The sequence below is a fragment of the Streptomyces sp. MRC013 genome (assembly GCF_023614235.1).
Classification (GTDB): Bacteria; Actinomycetota; Actinomycetes; order Streptomycetales; family Streptomycetaceae; genus Streptomyces.
Genome location: NZ_CP094264.1, coordinates 3,982,331 through 3,999,247, shown reverse-complemented (window position 1 = coordinate 3,999,247; position 16,917 = coordinate 3,982,331). Strand labels below are relative to the sequence as shown.

Annotated in this window: 6 protein-coding genes; 3 read left to right on the top strand and 3 right to left on the bottom strand. The window is 72.7% G+C overall.

Going from position 1 to position 16,917, the window contains the following annotated elements; translation table 11 throughout:
* Positions 1–3 precede the first annotated feature (3 nt).
* From LUW75_RS18180 to LUW75_RS18170, 3 genes are all read right to left on the bottom strand, one after another.
* Positions 4–828, bottom strand: a complete 825-nt coding sequence (locus tag LUW75_RS18180; RefSeq protein ID WP_462933749.1) for a MinD/ParA family ATP-binding protein — start codon at positions 826–828, stop codon at positions 4–6.
* A 473-nt stretch (positions 829–1,301) separates the two neighbouring features.
* Positions 1,302–2,657, bottom strand: coding sequence for a type VII secretion integral membrane protein EccD (eccD, locus tag LUW75_RS18175; RefSeq protein WP_250336558.1), 1,356 nt, complete (start codon positions 2,655–2,657; stop codon positions 1,302–1,304).
* 73 nt (positions 2,658–2,730) lie between these two features.
* Positions 2,731–3,012 (bottom strand): hypothetical protein, encoded by a 282-nt coding sequence (locus tag LUW75_RS18170; protein WP_250336557.1) that lies wholly within the window; start codon positions 3,010–3,012, stop codon positions 2,731–2,733.
* A 487-nt stretch (positions 3,013–3,499) separates the two neighbouring features.
* On the opposite strand from LUW75_RS18170, the gene LUW75_RS18165 reads away from it, so the two are divergent.
* Genes LUW75_RS18165 through LUW75_RS18155 form a run of 3 tightly spaced genes read left to right on the top strand, consistent with a single transcriptional unit; the run spans position 3,500 to position 16,902 of the window.
* Complete coding sequence (locus LUW75_RS18165; RefSeq protein WP_284453846.1) at positions 3,500–9,838, top strand: protein kinase domain-containing protein; 6,339 nt, start codon at positions 3,500–3,502, stop codon at positions 9,836–9,838.
* Positions 9,839–9,877: 39 nt separating this feature from the next.
* Entirely contained in the window at positions 9,878–12,814 is a 2,937-nt protein-coding gene (locus LUW75_RS18160) for a DEAD/DEAH box helicase (protein ID WP_250336556.1), read from the top strand.
* Positions 12,814–16,902: an Eco57I restriction-modification methylase domain-containing protein gene (locus LUW75_RS18155; protein ID WP_250336555.1), complete on the top strand. Its 4,089-nt coding sequence runs from the start codon at positions 12,814–12,816 to the stop codon at positions 16,900–16,902. The genes LUW75_RS18160 and LUW75_RS18155 overlap by 1 nt, the downstream gene beginning before the upstream one ends.
* Positions 16,903–16,917 lie beyond the last annotated feature (15 nt).

The window sequence follows — 16,917 nt, the reverse complement described above, 5'->3', positions numbered from 1 at the left end:
GGGTCAGTGCCGCTGCTGGGAAAGCCGCAGGACGTCCGCGGCGATACGGGTGACGGCCCGCCGGGTGGGACCGGCGAGCAGGCCGGTGTGGAGCCGGCCGCCGGCGGCGAGGTGCCTGTCGTACGGCAGGACGTGTACGGACGCCCCCGTGGAGCTCAGCTTGCGCGCGGCCGCGCGGTGGTCGAGGCCGCGGTGCGGGGCCAGTTCGGTGAGCACGACGACGGTGGCGGCCATGATGTGCGGCGGCAGTCCGCGCATCCATTCGAGCACCGTGTACGTGCTGCTGAGGCCCTCCAGCGTGGCCGGCGCGGTCAGCACCCGCGCCTGCGACGCGGACAGCGCGACCCGTGCCACCTCCGCCGGCAACGTCTCGCAGTCGACCACCGTCACACCGAAGTAGCGGCGCAGCGCCACCATGGTCCGCCCGTACGTGGTGGCGTCGAGCATCGCCCCGATACGGCCCTGGCCGCCCGGCAGCAGCCAGGCGTTGTCGGGCAGCTGGATGAGGTAGCCGGTGACGTCCAGCAGCGACATCTGCGGCTCGACGATGTCCGCCACGTCGGCGGTGGTCCAGCGCAGCTGCTCCGCCCCGAGCCTCAGCGGCAGGGACCCGAGGTCCGGGTCCGCCTCCACCAGCAGAACGGGGTCCTGGCGGTAGTACGCGTAAGTGGTGCCGAGCAACGCGGCCACTGTCGTCTTGCCCGCGCCACCGCGTATGGAGGTGACGGCTATCTGACGCCCCGTGGTCACCGGCTGCTGCAGGGCCTCCGCGGCGCTGGTCGCTTCGGCGACTTCCCGGGCGGTCGAAGAGGAGACAATTCTACGCACAGCTCGGGCTGTGCGTGTCGTCAAGGACTCGCCCCGGTGCGGCGCGCGCGCCGTGCTCGCGAGGTTCTCGTCGATGACGGGACGCGAGTCCGGCGCGGGACGCTGGGAGGGGCGGCTCCCGCCGACGACCGCGGGGTGCGCGGCCGGCTGGTCCCGGACTCCACTGTGGGCGGGTCCGGGCGCCGAGCCGGACGCGGTGGCCGGTGCCGGGTCGGTGCCGGCCTGGGGAGAGGCCTGTCCGCGCACGGGTCCCGGAAGCCGGTCGCCGGGCAGACCGGGGGTCGGCGACCGGACCTGCGGCATCTGCACGTCGGGGCCGGGGGTGGGCTGCGGGGGCGCACCGCCAGCGGGGGCCCCGCCCCACGCGCCTCTCAGATCGCGCAGGACATCGCCCTGCCAGTTGTCTCCGCTCGGCATGCCTCTTGACCCCCGTTGTCCTCGTTCTCCACCTCGGCTGTCGCCGGCCTGGCTGGTCAGAACCTGTCGAGTAGCTGTCCGTACACGCCGAACACGCCTACCACAAGCGGGAACATCGCCACTACGCCGACCGACTCGACCACGTCGCCGATCCGCCGCATCCTCACCCGCACGTGCTCGGGCGGGTGTACCGCCAGCACGAGGAACGGCAGCACCACCGCCACGCACAACACGGCCAGCGGCCCCGCCCCTCCGGCACGCTCCATCCACACCACCACGAGGCGCACCACGATGACGGCAGCGGCCGTTATTAGGGCGACGATTTCGGCCACCAGCGGAAACGCTCGCGCCCTCGACAGCAGCACGGCCGCGACGACCGCCGTCAGCGCTACCGTCCACGCGGTGGGCCGGGCTCCCAGAGTGAGCAGCCAGCTCGACGCCACGGCGGATGCCGCGGTGATGACGGTGGCCAGAGCGAGCCCCCGGTGGGCCGCCGCCAAGGCGTTGTGCACGTGGTGGCGGCTGACGGAGGTCCCGCCCGCGCGCCGGTCGTCGAGCGCGGTGAGCCCGGACGCCATGAGCGCGAGCCGGGGCAGCATGCCGAGCGACACGACCGAGAACAGGGCCAGCACGGCGCCAAGCCGTGTCGGTTCGGCCTGCACCGCGGCGGCCGCCTCCCAGACGAGGACGGTCACGGCCAGGGCGACCGCCCCGACGAGCCCCCCGCGGCCGAGTGGCGAGAACCAGCCCAGTGCCCCGAGCATGAGGGTGAGAGCGCCCGCGACCACGGCGAGCCGTGCCGTTCCGGGCCAGTCGTGCGCGTCGGCAGCGGTCCACGCGGCAATCGCACCGAGCGCACCGGCCACCAGCAGCAGGGACGTGGCGAGTCCGCGGTTGCCGCGTCCGACGCGAGCGATGATCGCCCCGGTGACCAGCAGGCACAGCATGAGTGCGCAGAGACCACCGGCCAGCGCGTCGGGAGCGAACACCCGGCGGGCGAGCAGTGCGGTGGTGCAGGCGAGGACGACGGACGCCCCGCCCGCGGTGGCCCGGCGCGCGGCGGGCCCCCACCGCCATGCCTGCAGATCAAGGTCGTCGGCCACCTGGTCGGACACGTCGTGCACGACGGGCGCGGGTGGCACGGAGTGGGTCCGGACGAGCCGGAGCACGGCGCCGTCGGCGACCTCCGCCGAGGTGAGGGTGCTGACGTGTGGCAGCGCCGAACCGTCGGATGTGACGAGTTGGCGAGTCATCGGGCGGGAGGCCGCCCGGTCGTCCAGCAACCGCAGAATGTCCGGGAGCAGTTGTCCGATCGGGATGTCCGAGGGCAGGACCAGGTCGGCGCGGCGTCGCTCGCCGATCAGGGTCACCCGGCTCAGTCGCGCACGCGACGTCGTTGCTGTGCTCACCACTTGCGGGAACCTATCATCGCCCTGTTCGCGTACCTGGCGGGTCGATCCACCTTGCCTGAACCCCTCCGGGTCTTCACGGCTTCGGCGAGGGACCGAGCGGCGCGTACGGCTGCTCCGATCGCTGCCGCTGCTCCTGCTCCTCAACCTTCTGCTGTGCCAGCGTGTGCTGGAGAAAGGACCACCCGACACAGCCCGCGCACAGCACGGCCGTGATGGCGATGCCCGCGAAGACCTTGCCCAGCCGTTCGTCCGCCGTACGCCGGGCCCGCTCCGCCCCGAACAACAGAGCGTCCCGCAACCTGCGCCGACGCACCGTCACCGACTCGAGCAACTGGCTGTCGTAATCCCCTATCATGCGCTGTCCGCCGCCTCCCCCTGACTCGTTCGTGCAACATAGGACATGGCCCCGCCGGCAGGCACATCCGGCCCCCGGCAAATCGCCGGAGCGCCCCGGCGGTACGCGCCTTCGCCCCGGCCCACCACGTGTGCGGCGTCCACGACGGCAAGCGGCGCCCGGCTTCCGCACCGGTATCCGCACCCGACCCGCCCCGCCACGGACACCCAGGTGCCCAGGCACCCGAACTCCCAGGCATCCGGGCACCCGGGCGTCCGGCGCGCGGGGTCGCCGCGGGTTCGGGCGGCCTTCCCCGAGGATCGACGCGGCCCGTACCGCCGGCCGGGCTGCTCCGCCCCGGCGAACGGCACCGCCTCGTCCCGCACACCGACCCGATTTCACGTTGACATCGTCAACGAGCCCGTGCGACGCTCGGCGGCGCGTCAAGGTGTACGCTCTCTCGCGTGGTGTGACCACCTTGTACACGACGGGTGAACGGGGAAGGGCAGTGGACTTGGTGACGGTCGGCGGACGGTTCCGGATCACGGGGGCCGTGGGGCGCGGGAACATGGGCGAGGTGCACCGGGCCGAGGACCTCCGGGCCGACCCGGACTCCCCCCTCCGGGAGGTCGCGGTCAAGACCGTCCTGCGCGGCCGGACCGGAGTCGCGGTCGACGCCTCGGGGTCCGGCAAGGAGATCGACCGCTTCCGCCGCGAGGTGCGGATCATGCGCATGCTCTCCCAGGGCCACCCGAACCTCACCCTGCTGGTCGACGGCGGCGTGGACGACGCCCCGGGCGGCGGCGGGCTGCCCTACCTGGCCATGGAGCTGCTGGACGGGCATCCGCTCGCCGACCTCGTCGACGAGGAGCCCCAGCTCCCGGTCTCCTGGGTCGCCGCGATCGGGGCGCAGGTCGCCGCCGGCCTCACCGCCGCGCACACCGCCGGGGTCGTCCACCGCGACCTGAAGCCGGCCAACGTGATGCTGACCGGCGACGGCACCGTCAAGATCCTCGACTTCGGCATGGGCTCGATCGTCGACGACCCCGACCAGACGCGGCTGACCAGCACGGGCGTCAGCGTCGGCACGGCCCGCTACATGGCACCCGAGCAGTTCCGCGCCGAGCGGGTCTCCGCCTCGGCGGACCTCTACGCGCTCGGCTGCATCCTGTACGAGCTGCTGATCGGACGGCCCCCGTTCTCCGCCAGGACCCCGTACGAGCTCTCCCGGCAGCACCAGCACGAGCGGCCGCCGCGGTTGACCCTGGTGCGCCCGGACCTGCCCGCCGGGCTGGTCCGGCTGGTGGAGCGCCTGCTGGAGAAGGACGCCGAGCTGCGGCCGGAGAACGCCGCCCTGGTCCGCGAGGTGCTGGTCCCGCTCGCGCTCGCGCCGGACGGCACGGCCTCCCTGCTCGCCCCGCACTGGCAGGCGGCGGACCCGGTGGCGCGGCTGCGCGCCCTGCTCCCCGAGCGGGTCCCCGCCGCGCCCGCGCCCGTGCCGCGCAGGCAGCGGCGCCTGCCCGAGGCGATGGACGTCTTCGGCATCCACGCCGACCTGATCGCCGAGTACGAGAGCTTCACCAGGAGCGGGACGGTGATCCGGGACGCCCGGATCGAGGGCTTCGTCGCGGACGACCTGAAGGCGAAGTCGCAGTGGCCCGACCCCTGGCTGTCGCTGAACCCGTTCTTCGCCGACGGCGGCCAGGTCACCGACCTCGTACGGGACGGCGTCCTGCACCCCCGGTGCGCGGAGATCTTCCAGGCGGGGAAGAAGGAGACCTCGCCGCGCCCGGACGGCCGGCCGCTGACCTTCCACCTCCACCAGCGGCAGGCGATCGAGGCCGCGCGGGCGGGCGACTCCTACGTCCTGACCACCGGCACCGGTTCCGGCAAGTCGCTGTCGTACATCGTGCCGATCGTGGACCGGGTGCTGAGGGAGCGCGAGGCGGCCGGCCCGGACGCCGGGGGCCGGGTGCGGGCGATCGTCGTCTACCCGATGAACGCGCTGGCCAACTCGCAGCTCGGGGAGCTGGAGAAGTACCTGCGCCACGGCTTCGGGAAGGGCCGCGAACCGGTCACCTTCGCCCGCTACACCGGCCAGGAGTCCGCCGAGGAGCGCCGCGAGCTGCGCAGGAACCCCCCGGACGTCCTGCTGACCAACTACGTGATGCTGGAGCTGATGCTGACCCGGCCGGACGACCGGTCCAGCCTGATCCGCATGGCCGAGGGGCTGCGGTTCCTCGTCTTCGACGAGCTGCACACCTACCGGGGCCGGCAGGGCGCGGACGTGGCGTTCCTGATCCGCCGGGTCCGCGAGGCCTGCCGGGCGTCGGCGTCCCTGCAGTGCATCGGCACCTCGGCGACCATGTCCACCGAGGGCTCCTGGGAGGACCAGCGGCGCGAGGTCGCCAAGGTCGCCGGCCGGCTGTTCGGCACGACCGTGCTGCCGGAGCGGGTCATCGGCGAGACCCTGGTCCGGGCGACCGACGAGGCGCCCGGGTCGGTGCCCGCCGAACGGCTCCGGGTGCCGGCGGCGCCCCGCTCGTACGAGGCGTTGACGAGGGACCCGCTGGCCCGCTGGGTGGAGTCGCGGTTCGGGCTGGAGCGCGAGGAGGGCACGGGCCGGCTGCGCCGCCGCGCGCCGGGCACCGTCGAGGAGGCGGCGGCCGAGCTGGCCGCCGCGTCCGGCGTGGCCGAGGAGAGCGTGCGCGAGGCGATCCGGGCGACCCTGGAGGCGGGCGCGCAGGCCAGGCACCCGGTGACGGAGCGGCCGCTGTTCGCGTTCCGGCTGCACCAGTTCCTCTCCAAGGGCGACACCGTCCACACGACGCTGGAGGACCCGCTCACCCGGCCGTTGACCCGCACCTACCAGCTGGAGCAGCCGGACAGCGGCGGCAAGCCGCTGTTCCCGCTGGCGTTCTGCCGCGAGTGCGGCCAGGAGTACCTGACCGTGTGGCGCACCGAGGAGCGGGGCGCGTTCCGGTACGAGCCGCGCCGGGACACCTCGGCCTCCGGGGGCCGCGAGGGCGAGGGCTACCTGTACCTGGGGACACCCGGTGAGGACTACGAGTGGCCGGCCGACCCGCAGAAGGCCGTGGACGACCGGCGGCTCCCGGAGTCGTGGCTGGAGCCGGACGCGCAGGGTGTGACGGTCGTCAGGAAGTCCTACCGGCCGCGGGTGCCCAGGCGCGTGGTCGTGGACGCGTACGGGAGCGAGTCGGGCGAGGGCGGCCTGGTGGCGGCGTTCGTGCCGGCGCCGTTCCTCTTCTGCGTGCACTGCCAGGTCTCCTACGAGCAGACGCGCGGCCGGGACTTCGCCAAGCTCGCCACCCTGGACCAGGAGGGCCGCTCCTCGGCGACCTCGCTGATCTCCGCGTCGATCGTGAAGTCGCTGCGGGCGGTGCCTGAGGCGAGCCTGGGCAGGGAGGCGCGCAAGCTCCTCACCTTCGTCGACAACCGGCAGGACGCCTCGCTGCAGGCCGGGCACTTCAACGACTTCGCCCAGGTCACCCAGGTGCGCGGCGCGCTGTACGAGGCCGCGGTGCGGGCGGGCGGGGAGGGGCTGCGCCACGACGACCTCGCCGAGGCCGTCACCGCGGTGATGGGGCTGCGGCCCCGCGAGTACGCGGCGGGTGCGGACCTGCCCCCGTCCATGGAGCGGCGGGCGGCGAAGGTGTTCCGGGACGTCGTCGGGTACCGCCTCTACCGCGACCTGGAGCGGGGCTGGCGCGTCACGATGCCGAACCTGGAGCAGACGGGCCTGCTGCGGATCGACTACGAGGACCTGGACTGGGTCGCCGCCCGGCCCGACCGCTGGCGGTCCTCGCACGCCGTGCTGCGCGACGCCGACCCGGCCCTCCGCGAGGAGGTCGGCCGTACGCTGCTCGACCACATGCGGCGGGCCCTCGCCATCGACGTGCAGTACTTCCGCGACGACTTCGACGCCCTGCGGCGGGCGAGCGAGGAGCGCCTGACCGGGCCGTGGGTGCTGGGCGACTCCGACCAGCCGGCCGTCGGCACCGCCTACCCCTACGGTTCGCGGCCGGGCATGGAGCGTTCCGCGCTGTTCCTGTCGGCGCGCGGCAAGTTCGGCAGGTACCTGCGGCGCAACGTGCCGGAGCTGCGCGACGCCTCCCCGGACGACGTCCGGTGCGTCATCGAGGACCTGCTGAAGGTGCTGCGGGACGCGGACCTGGTGCGCGAGGTGGAGGCCGCCCCGGAGCGCTCCGGCCCGGCCTTCCGCCGCCGCGCGGCGGGGAAGCGCACCGGCTACCGCGTGTCGGCCGCCGCCCTGGTGTGGCGGGCCGGCGACGGCGAGCGGGGCGCGGTCGACCCGCTGGCGCGCACCTACAGCAGCGGCGAGGGGCCGCGGGTCAACCCGTTCTTCCGCGACCTGTACCGCACGGCGGCGGCCGACCTGGCGGGCCTGTACGCGCGGGAGCACACCGCGCAGGTCGCCCCGGAGGACCGGCTGGAGCGGGAGAGGCGGTTCCGCGACGCCGAACTGCCCCTGCTGTACTGCTCGCCGACGATGGAGCTGGGCGTGGACATCTCGTCGCTCAACGCGGTGATGATGCGCAACGTGCCGCCGACCCCGGCGAACTACGCGCAGCGCTCGGGCCGGGCGGGCCGCTCCGGCCAGCCGGCGCTGGTGACCACGTACTGCGCGACGGGCAACAGCCACGACCAGTACTACTTCCGCCGCTCCCAGGACATGGTGGCGGGGCAGGTGGCGCCGCCGCGCCTGGACCTCGCCAACGAGGACCTGGTCCGCTCCCACCTGCAGGGCATCTGGCTGGCGGAGACCGGCATGAGGCTCGGCACCGCGATCCCGGACGTCGTCGACGTCGCCTACGACCCCGACGCGGGCGACCGCCCCGATCCGCTGATGCCGCTGCCGCTCCTGTCCCACATCCGCGACCTGTCCCTGGACGAGGGCGCCCGCCGTCGCGCGGTCGAGGCCGCCCGTACCGTCCTGGCCCCGCTGGTCGCGGACTTCGAGTCCACCACCTGGTGGTACGACGAGTGGATCGAGGACCGGATCGGGCGGGCCCCCGAGAAGTTCGACGAGTCCTTCGACCGGTGGCGGGACCTGTTCCGGGCGGCCGTCATCGACCAGTACGAGCAGAACAAGCGGGTCGTCGACCACACCCTCTCCCCCGGTGAGCAGGGCCGGGCGCGCACCCGCCGCCGGGAGGCGGAGACGCAGACGAACCTGCTGCTGAACCGCTCCGCCGACAGCAAGTCGGTGATGAGCGACTTCAACCCGTACCGCTACCTGGCGTCCGAGGGGTTCCTGCCCGGCTACAGCTTCCCTCGGCTCCCGCTGGCCGCGTACGTCCCGCGCTCCGGCAACCGCCGCAACGCCGACGGGGACTACCTGCAGCGTCCCCGGTTCCTCGCGATCCGCGAGTTCGGGCCCGGCGCGCTCATCTACCACGAGGGCGCCCGCTACCAGGTCACCCGGGTCCAGTTGCCGCCGGACGCCTCGGGCGACCTGGCGACGGCGGAGGCGCGGCGGTGCGACGGCTGCGGCTACCACCACGACGTGAAGGCGGGCTCCGACCTGTGCGCGATGTGCGGGGAGCCGCTGCGGGGCAAGCGCACCGGCCTGCTCCACCTGCACACCGTGTACACGACGCCGCGCGAGCGGATCTCCTCCGACGAGGAGGAGCGCCGCCGGGCCGGTTTCCGCCTGGAGACGTCGTACGCCTTCCAGGACCACGGCGCCCGCAAGGGCCGCCTCACCTCGCACGTCACCGACGCGGGCGGCGCCCCCGTCCTGGACCTGGACTACGGCGACTCGGCGACCGTCCGGATCACCAACCTCGGCCGGGTCCGCGACAAGGAGGGCGAGCCGGACGGCTACTGGCTGGACCTGGGCGACGGCCGCTGGCTCAACGACCGGGCCGCCGCGGACGCCATCGAGGGCACCGGCATGCCGGTGGTCGACGAGGACGGCAACGAGAAGCGCCGCAAGAAGCGGGTCCTGCCGTACGTGGAGGACCGCCGCAACATCCTCGTGGTGACGCTGGACGAGCCGCAGCCGGAGCCGGTGGCGCTGTCGTTCATGTACGCGCTGGAGCGGGGCGTCGAGGCGGCGTTCGAGCTGGAGGACTCCGAGCTGACGGCGGAGCTGCTGCCGCCCGACGACGGCCCGCGCCGCCGCCTGCTGTTCACGGAGGCCGCCGAGGGCGGCGCCGGTGTGCTGCGCCGGATCCAGCACGAGCGGGGCGCCCTCGCCGAGGCCGCCCGGACGGCGCTGGAGATCTGCCACTTCGACCCGGGGACGGGCGAGGACCTGGGCGGGCCGGCGGAGCACGAGAAGTGCGCCCGCGGCTGCTACACCTGCCTGCTGACCTACGCCAACCAGGGGCACCACCGCCAGTTGAGCCGGCACGCCGCCCGGCCGCTGCTGCTGCGCCTGGCCGGCGCGCGCACCGAGCGGGAGGACCGCGGGGAGTCCCGCAGCGAGGCGTTCCGCAGGCTCGCCCCGGCGGGCGCCTCCCGCGGCGCCGCCTCGCCGACCCCGGTGGAGGCCGATCTGGCGGCGCTCGTCGCCGAGGGCGACCTGCTCGGCTGGCTGAAGGCCAAGGGCTACCGGCTTCCGGACGAGGTCGACGCCTTCGTCGCCGGGGCGGACGCACGCCCCGACCTGGTCTTCCACCTGGACGGCGCCGATCTCGCGGTGTTCGTCGACGTTCCCGGCCGGCCGGCCGACCCCACCCGCGACGCCGAGGCCGGCTACCGCCTGCAGGAGGCCGGCTGGGACGTCCTGCGCTTCCCCGCGGACGCGGACTGGGGCACCGTCGTCGACCGCAACGCCGCCTACTTCCGCCTGCGCTGACCGCCGCACCCCGCCGACCCCGAGGAACCGAGACATCTCATGAGCCCCACGTACACCGCCGGCTCGCTGGTCGCCGCCCGTGGCCGGGAATGGGTGGTGCTGCCCGAGAGCGCCCCCGACATGCTGGTGCTGCGCCCGCTGGGCGGCGGCGAGGACGACGTCGCGGCCGTCTTCCCCGCGTTCGAGGAGGTGCGTCCGGCCGAGTTCGCGCCGCCGAGTCCGGCCGACCTGGGCGACCAGCGCGCCGCGGGCCTGCTGCGCACGGCGCTGCGCATCGGGTTCCGGTCCGGCGCGGGCCCGTTCCGCTCGCTGGCGTCGATCGCCGTGGAGCCCCGCGCCTACCAGCTGGTGCCGCTGCTGATGGCGCTGCGGCAGCGCACCGTACGGCTGCTGATCTCGGACGACGTCGGCATCGGCAAGACGGTCGAGGCGGGCCTGATCGCCAAGGAACTGCTGGCGCAGGGCGAGGCGACCCGGCTGGCGGTGCTGTGCTCGCCCGCGCTGGCCGAGCAGTGGCAGGGCGAGCTGCGGGAGAAGTTCGGCATCGACGCCGAGCTGGTCCTCTCCTCCACGGTGCCGCGTCTGGAGCGCGACCTGGAGCTGGGCCGGTCCCTGTTCGACCGGCACCCGTTCACGATCGTCTCGACGGACTTCATCAAGTCGATCCGCCACCGCGAGGACTTCGTCAGGCACTGCCCCGACCTGGTGATCGTCGACGAGGCGCACACCTGCGTGGCCGCCGACGACCCCGCGCAGGGCGGCGCGTCCTGCGCGACGGACCAGCTCCGCCACGAGCTGCTGCGGAGGGTCTCCGCCGACGCCGACCGCCACCTGCTGCTGCTGACGGCGACCCCGCACTCCGGCAAGGAGTCCGCGTTCCGCAACCTGCTGGGCCTGGTGCGGCCCGAACTGGCCGCGCTGGACCTGGAGACGGCGGCGGGGCGGGCGAAGCTCGCCGAGCACTTCGTGGCCCGCAAGCGCGCCGACGTCCGCACCTACCTCACCAGGGAGGACGGCCTCGCCGACGACTCCCTGGCCGAGCGGACCGCGTTCCCGTCCGACCGCTGGACGAAGGACGAGCCGTACCGGCTGACGCCCGCCTACCGGGCGCTGCTGGACGACGCCATCGCCTACGCCCGCGACCGCGTCGAGGCGGCCGGCGAGCGGGGGAGGCGGGAGGCCAGGATCGCCTGGTGGTCGGTGATCGCGCTGCTGCGCTCCATGGTGTCCTCCCCGGCCGCTGCCGCGCAGACCCTGAGGACCCGCTCCGAGTCCGCCGCCGCCCGCACCGCGCACGAGGCGGACGTGCTGGGCGCCCCGGTGGCCGCCGACTCCGCCGACGACGGCCGGCTGGAGGGCATGGACGTCGCGCCCGGCGCCGCCGAGTCGGAGGAGGCGGGCGCCCGCCTCCTCGAACTCGCCCGGCGCGCCGAGCGGTTGACCGGCCCGGCCGAGGACGCGAAGCTGAAGGCGCTGACCCGGCACCTGAAGGCCCTGATCGCCGACGGCTACCACCCGATCGTCTTCTGCCGCTACATCCCCACCGCCGAGTACCTCGCCGGGCAGCTGGAGGGCAGGCTCGGCAGGAAGACGACGATCGCCGCCGTGACCGGCACCCTCTCCCCGCAGCAGCGCCTGGAGCGGATCGAGCAGCTCGCCGCCGACGCGGGCGACGACCCGGCGGCGCGGCGCGTGCTGATCGCCACCGACTGCCTGTCGGAGGGCGTCAACCTCCAGCACCACTTCGACGCCGTCGTCCACTACGACCTGGCCTGGAACCCCACCCGCCACGACCAGCGGGAGGGCCGCGTCGACCGCTACGGCCAGAAGCGCGACCAGGTCCGCGTGATCACCATGTACGGCGAGGACAACGGCATCGACGGCAAGGTCCTGGACGTGCTGTTCAGGAAGCACCGCCAGATCAAGAAGGACCTCGGCATCTCCGTCTCCGTCCCCGACGAGACCGCGTCCGGCGTCACCGACGCCGTGGTGGAGTGGCTGCTGCTGCACGGGCGGCAGGGCAGCCAGGAGAGCCTGTTCGAGATGGACGGCCACCAGGAGTCCTTCGACCGCGTCGAGCGGGAGTGGAGCTCGGCCGCCGAGCGGGAGAAGACGTCCCGTTCCAAGTACGCCCAGCGTGCCGTCCACCCGGAGGAGGTGGCCCGCGAGGTCGCCGCCGTACGGGCCGCGCTCGGCGGGGCCCGGGAGGTGCGCGGGTTCGCGCTGGAGGCGCTGCGGGACCTCGACGCCCTGGTCCGCGACCCCCGCGACGGCAGCGGCGACTTCACCGCGCAGGTCGGCGGCGCCCCGGCGGGGCTGCGCGACGCGCTCGCGGCCGCGCTGGGCAACCGGGTCGTCGAGGAGGACCGCGAGATCCCGTTCCGGACGACCCCGGCGGTCGGGCGCGGCGAGGCCGCCCTGGTCCGCACCGATCCGGCGATCGGCGCCCTCGCCTCGTACGTCCTGGACTCGGCGCTCGACGCGCGGGCGCCCGGGCCCCGCCCGGCCCGCCGCTGCGGCGTGGTCACCACGGACGCGGTCACCGTCCGCACCACGCTGCTCCTGGTCCGCTACCGCTTCCACCTCACCCTGCCGTCCCGCACCGGCGAGCGGCGGATCGTCGCGGAGGACGCCCGCCTGCTCGCCTACGAGGGCCTGCCGCAGCGCGCCCGCTGGCTGGACGACGACGCGGCCGCCGCGCTCCTCGGCGCCCGCGCCACCGCCAACACCCACGAGCTGGCCGCCCGCAACGCCGTCACCGGCGCCCTGGAGGGCCTGCCCGGCCTCGCCGCCCACCTCACCGGGTATGGCACCCGCCTGGCCGACGAACTCGACGCCTCGCACCGCCGGGTGCGCAGGGCCAACGAGGAGATCGTCCGCGGCCTGAAGGTCGTCCCGCAGGAACCCGCCGACGTCCTCGGCGTGTACGTGTACCTGCCGCCCGCCGCCTCTACCGTCCCCGGAGCCGAAGCCTGATGTCCGCCGCCACCCGCACCGCCCCGGCCTTCACCGCCGTCACCACGGTCGGCGGGCTCCTCCCCGCCGACATGCTGCTGCGCGTCGCCGAGGCGCGGAACCTGCCGGGCACCAGGCCCGCCGACTACGGCCTGCCCGCGTCCGTGCCCGTGCGGGACGAGGCCGAACGCGCCTGGGAGTACCTCAAGCCGCTCTGGCGCGACCTGCGCGCCGCCCTGCCCTCCGACCCGGTCACGGGCGCGCCCGCCGCCGACCCGACCGGCCGGGCCGGCACCGACTGGCTCGCCCAGCTCTTCCGCAAGCTGGACTTCGGCGCCCTGACGGAGGTCGGCGCGGCGGGCGTCCCGGCCGACTCCGACCCGGAGAGGCGCTTCCCCGTCTCCCACCGCCACGGCCCGGCGCTGCTCCACCTGATCCCCTGGAACCAGGAGCTGGACAAGCGCCCGGCCCCCGGCCGGGTCCCGCCCCAGTCCATGGTGCAGGACTGCCTCAACCGCACCGAGGCCCACCTGTGGGCGGTCCTCACCAACGGCCGCCGCCTGCGCCTGCTGCGCGACTCGTCGTCCTTCTCCACCGCGGCGTACGTCGAGTTCGACCTGGAGGCGGTCTTCGACGGGGAGCTGTTCAGCGAGTTCGTCCTGCTGTACAGCCTGCTGCACGCCTCCCGGTTCGCGGTGCCGGAGGGCGCGGCGCCTTCGGGGTGCTGGCTGGAGAAGTGGCGCGCGGAGGCCGTCACGTCGGGCGCCCGCGCGCTGGACCAGCTGCGGCTGGGCGTGCAGAACGCGCTGACCGTGCTCGGCACCGGCTTCCTGCGGCACCCGGAGAACGCCCGGCTGCGCGAGGACGTCGACCCGAAGGCCCTCCGGGACGCCCTGCTGCGGCTCGTCTACCGGCTGCTGTTCGTGTTCGTCGCCGAGGACCGGGACGCCCTGCTCGACCCGAACGCCGATGAGCGGCGGCGGGAGGCGTACGAACGCTACTTCTCGTCGGCGCGGCTGCGGGAGCGGGCCCGGCGGCGGCAGGGCACGGCCCACGGCGACCAGTACGAGGCGCTGCGGATCGTCCTCGACGCGCTCGGCACCGAGGGGGGCCGCCCGGAACTCGGCCTGCCCGGTCTGGGCGGCCTGTTCACCCGTACGGAGGCCGACGCGCCGCTGGACGGGCTGAAGCTGTCCAACGAGTCGCTGCTCGCCGCGGTCCGCCACCTGGCGCAGGTCCGCGACCCGGGCGCGCGGCGCTGGCGGGCCGTCGACTACCGGCACCTGGACGCCGAGGAGCTGGGCTCGGTGTACGAGTCGCTGCTGGAGCTGGAGCCGAAGCACTCGGCGACGGACCGCAGCTTCGAACTGATCGAGGTGGCGGGCAACAGCCGCAAGACGACCGGCAGTTACTACACGCCGTCCTCGCTCATCGAATGCCTGCTGGACACGACGCTCGACCCGGTCATAGACGACGCCGTCAAGCGCGGCGAGCAGCGGGCGGCGGAGGCCGGCCGCCCCGACCCGGCGGACGACATCGTCGACGAGCTGCTGTCGCTGACGGTGTGCGACCCGGCCTGCGGGTCCGGGCACTTCCTGGTCGCTTCGGCCCGCCGCATCGCCAAGCGCGTGGCGTCCGTACGGGAGCGCACCCCGGAGCCGACGGTCGACGCCATGCGCCACGCCCTGCACGAGGTCGTCGCGCGCTGCGTCTACGGCGTCGACCTCAACCCGATGGCCGTCGACCTGGCCAAGGTCTCCCTGTGGCTGGAGGCCCTGGAGCCGGGCAAGCCGCTCGGCTTCCTCGACGCCCACCTCAAGCAGGGCAACGGCCTGATCGGCGCGACGCCGAAGCTGCTGGCGGAGGGCGTCCCGGACGAGGCGTTCAAGCCGATCGAGGGCGACGACAGGAAGTACGCGGCCGGGCTCGTCAAGCGGAACAAGGCCCAGCGGGGCGGCCAGGACGAGCTGCTGTTCGACACGGACACCCTGCCCGGCAACGAGCGGTACGCCGCCGAGCTGGCCCGCATCACCGCCGCCCCGGCGGACTCCCTGGAGCAGGTACGGGCGCAGGAGTCCGCGTACCGGGCGTACGTGGAGTCCCCGGCGTACGTCCAGGACCTGCACGCCGCCGACGCCTGGTGCGCCGCGTTCGTGTGGCCCAAGCGGGAGGGCGCACCGGAGGCCCCGACGGACCAGGTGTTCCGGGCGCTGCGGGGACGCGACCAGTCGACCGTGCCGGACGCCACGCACGCGGAGATCCTGCGCCTGCGGGACCAGTACGGCTTCTTCCACTGGCACCTGGAGTTCCCGGAGGTCTTCACCGTCCCGGAGTCGGGAGCGGGCGTCCAGCCGGGAACGGGGTGGGCCGGGGGGTTCGACGCGGTGGTGGGGAATCCGCCGTGGGACCAAGTACAGGTTGACGCGCGCGAATTCTTCGCAGCAAAACGAGCAGATATCGCTGAAGCGGCGAACATGGCAGCCCGTAACAAAAAGATTACCTCGCTGGCTACAGAGAACCCTGAGCTATACGCAAGCTTTAAGGAGGAGCAGCGCAAGAATGACGGGTTCAAGCATTTCGCACACGCTTCTGGCCGGTTCCCACTGACAGCCTTTGGGCGACTTAACACGTACTCACTCTTCACGGAGCATGCTCGCACCATCATGACCCCGCAAGGGCGCAGCGGTCAGATCATCCCCTCGGGCATTGCTACCGACTCCTTCAATCAATATTTCTTTCAGGATCTAGTCACCCAGGGCCGCCTGGTTGCACTGTATAGCTTCGAGAACGAAGAAAAAGTCTTCCCTGGCGTCCATCACAGCGTGAACTTTGCCCTGTTTTGCATGGCAGGCTCCGGCTCTCCTGACGAGCCGATCTCCATCGCCTTCCGAGTTCGTCAGGCTAGACAGATTCCGGAACGCTCTTATCTACTGACGGGCCGGGATATCCAAATCCTAAATCCAAATACCGGAACCTGCCCCGTTTTCCGCTCTCGTCGCGACATGGAAATCACCCTGGGCATCTACCGACGCATTCCGGTGCTTTTCAAGGAAAACGCCGCAGACGGCAACCCGTGGGGCGTGAAGTTCCAACTCATGTTCATGATGAATTCGGACTCGGGCAAGTTCCATACCCGCAAACACCTCATCGCCGATGGTTGGCACCTAGAAGGCAACATCTTCATTAAATCTGGAGCACGCATGCTACCGCTGTACGAGGCGAAGATGCTGCACCATTACGACCACCGCTTCTCGACATACGAAAATGCAACCGAGAAGCAGCTCGCCGTTGGCACTCTTCCGCGTTTCACTGTGGACCAGCACCAAGACGCCTCCGCTGTACCGCTGCCGCGCTACTGGTTGTCGGAAAAGGATGTTTCGACTGACAAGGTCGACAAGTTCGGCAAGCCCGTCATGGAGCCAGGGGTCCACAGTCGCTTGGCGGCCAAGGGCTGGGATCGGGAATGGCTCTTCGGCTGGCGTGACATCTGCCGGGCGAGTGACGAGCGGACAATGATTAACTTCGTTCTCCCTCGCGTTGGCACGCCCGACAGCACCCTTCTCATGTTGCCTCATGAGGGCCCCGTAGCCGCTCTCATGGCTTGCCTGTCCTCCTTCGTCCTAGACTTCACCGCGCGCCAGAAGGTCGGAGGAACTCATCTGAAGTTCTTTACCGTCCGCCAGCTCCCGGTCATCGCCCCTGCTCAGGTCGCACCGCATGCACCTTTCATCACGCCTCGCGTCCTCGAACTCACCTACACGGCATTCGACATGGCCCCCTTCGCCCACGACCTCGGCGACAGCGGCGCCCCCTTCCGCTGGGACGAAAACCGCCGTGCTGTCATCCGGGCCGAGTTGGACGCCCTCTTCTTCCACCTCTACGGGATCGACCGCGACGACGCCGCCTACATCCTGGACACCTTCAACGTCACCCGCGACAACGACATGAAGGCGCACGGCGAGTACCGCACCAAGAAGCTGATCCTCGCCGAGTACGACCGCATGGCGGCCGCCGGTCTCACCCTGGAGAATCCGCTCGTCGAGGGCGAGGGCGGCAACTACCGCTCCACCCTCACCCCGCCCCCCGGTCAGGGTCCCCGCCACGACTGACCGGCCCCCGGGGTG

What these genes read in the sequence shown, in the direction of transcription:
- LUW75_RS18170 (WP_250336557.1), bottom strand. Translation starts at nt 3,012, where the DNA reads ATGATAGGGGATTACGACAGCCAGTTGCTCGAGTCGGTGACGGTGCGT.
- LUW75_RS18160 (WP_250336556.1), top strand. Translation starts at nt 9,878, where the DNA reads ATGAGCCCCACGTACACCGCCGGCTCGCTGGTCGCCGCCCGTGGCCGG.
- LUW75_RS18155 (WP_250336555.1), top strand. Translation starts at nt 12,814, where the DNA reads ATGTCCGCCGCCACCCGCACCGCCCCGGCCTTCACCGCCGTCACCACG.